This window comes from Streptomyces sp. SID11385, assembly GCF_010548245.1.
Taxonomy (GTDB): Bacteria; Actinomycetota; Actinomycetes; order Streptomycetales; family Streptomycetaceae; genus Streptomyces.
Genome location: NZ_JAAGLR010000016.1, coordinates 1 through 1,919, shown reverse-complemented (window position 1 = coordinate 1,919; position 1,919 = coordinate 1). Strand labels below are relative to the sequence as shown.

General features: G+C 76.0%; 1 protein-coding gene and 2 pseudogenes. All 3 read right to left on the bottom strand.

What is annotated here, in order from left to right; genetic code table 11:
• Positions 1–295, bottom strand: a pseudogene (locus G3I42_RS36790) (hypothetical protein); the annotation flags it as partial.
• A 5-nt stretch (positions 296–300) separates the two neighbouring features.
• Positions 301–1,347, bottom strand: coding sequence for a MoxR family ATPase (locus G3I42_RS00845; protein WP_164281936.1), 1,047 nt, complete (start codon positions 1,345–1,347; stop codon positions 301–303).
• A gap of 147 nt (positions 1,348–1,494) precedes the next feature.
• Positions 1,495–1,919, bottom strand: a pseudogene (locus G3I42_RS00840) (hypothetical protein); the annotation flags it as partial.

Below are 1,919 nucleotides of genomic sequence, written 5' to 3'. Positions count from 1 at the left end.
CGGCCCCCGGGTCACCCGGCGCGGAGCCGGTCCCCCGCCGCGTGTCCCCGCTCTCCGGCGCGTCGTCCGCGCCGTGACGCCCCGTCGGCCCGGACTCCGCCCCGTGACGCCCCGTCGGCCCGGGCTCCGCCGGGTGCCCCTCCGTCGGCCCGGAGTCCATCGGCATGGGACTGGGCCCGTATCCCCGCGCCGTGCCCCGGTCGGCGAGGGGGAGCGGGCGCGGCAGCGGGCCGGGGTCGCCCTGGCCCTCGGCGTGGTCGTCCCCGTGGTGCGGCATGGCGGCGAAGTCGCGCATCGGGGTCACCTCGGGCGGTCGAGTCGCTGGATGAGGAGCTCGGCGAGGCGGTCGCGGTCGAGCCCGGGGGCCGCGCCGGTGAGGTGGATGGCGTTGAGGAGCTGGTCGGCGGCGAGCAGTTCGGTCCGCGAGCGCTCCAGGAAACGCGTGATCAGGTCGTCCGCGTCGCGCTCGCGCTCGCGCCCGAGGTGGGCGCGGACGAAGTTGGCGAGGCGTTCGTGGTCGGGCAGGCCCAGTTCCAGGTGGATGCAGCGGCGCAGGAGCGGCGCGGGGAAGTCGCGCTCCTCGTTGCTCGTGAGCACGACGAAGGGGAAGTGGGTGCAGGCGACCCGGCCGTCCTTGATCCGCACCTTGCGGCCGTCGGAGGTGAGGACCTCGGCCTCGTTGCCGGGGAGCCGGTCGGCGAGCCGCTGGAGTTCGGGGATGACGAACTCGCCCTCTTCCAGGATGTTGAGGAGGTCGTTGGGGAGGTCTATGTCGCTCTTGTCCAGCTCGTCGACGAGGAGGACGCGGGGGCGCGCCGAGGGGAGCAGCGCGGTGCCGAGCGGGCCGAGCCTGATGTAGTCGCCGATGCGCTCGGGGGCGCCGGGCCCCCCGGCCGCGGCCCCCGGGTCGTGGGCGGCGATCTGCACGTCCTGGAGGCGCGCTATCGCGTCGTAGTGGTACAGGCCGTCCTGGAGCGAGGTGCGGCTGACGATGGGCCAGCGCAGGACGTCGCCGAGGCGCAGCTCGTCGGCCACGGAGTGCGCGAGGGAGCTCTTGCCGACGCCCGGGCCGCCCGTGACGAGGAGGGGGCGGCGCAGGTAGAGCGCGGCGTTGATCACTTCGAGTTCCTCGGCGCCGGGGCGCAGCGAGACGGTGTGAGCGCGGTGCGCGCCGAGCCTGCGCGTCTCGGCGCCGCCCGGCGTCTCGCTCGCGCGGTGCCGGAAGTCGCGCCACGGCGGCGGCGCGGGGAGCCGGTCGATCCCGTCGTGGGGTTCCCCCGCGCCCCGGTAGACGAGCCATTCCCCGGCCACGGGACCGGGTTCCTCGGACACTGCGGCCTCACTCATGATCGGCTCCCTCGTCACTGGTCTGCGGCGTCGCTCGGTCGTCTCGTCTCGTCGTCGGGCCCGCCGGGCGCTCCGGGTGCGGGGCGCTCCGGCCGTACGGGGCACGGGCCACACGGTAGCGAGCGGCCCGACGCCCCGTCAGGTCTTTCACGGGGGAGCAAGCAGCGCGGGGGCGGCGCGCGGTGGGTCGTACATCAGCACGACGCCCTCCGACCAGCCCTGCCCGTGCTCGGCCGCGCGCCGCCAGTCGTGCAGCACCCAGGGCAGTTGCGCCGCGCTGTGCGCCGCCCGCACCTCCTGTCCGACCCGGGTGTGGAAGCCGGAGCAGTTCCCGTCGTACGCGTACCCCGGAACCATCCCGTACGTGCGCGAGAACTCCCCCCTGCGCCGCCAGAGCGCGACCCCGTACCCGGCCCGCACGAGGCGCGGGAGCGCGTCGCCCGTGACCGGGTGCGCGGCGCCCCGGTACTGGCACAGGACCGGGATCTCGGCGGGGAGCGTCGCGAGGTCGTCGGCGAGGGCGCGCGGGGCGCCGCCGGCGCAGTCGAGGACGCTGCCGTGCACGCCCTCCG

Excerpts from the sequence above, each read along its gene's own strand:
- G3I42_RS00845 (WP_164281936.1), bottom strand. The coding sequence starts at position 1,347 with ATGAGTGAGGCCGCAGTGTCCGAGGAACCCGGTCCCGTGGCCGGGGAA.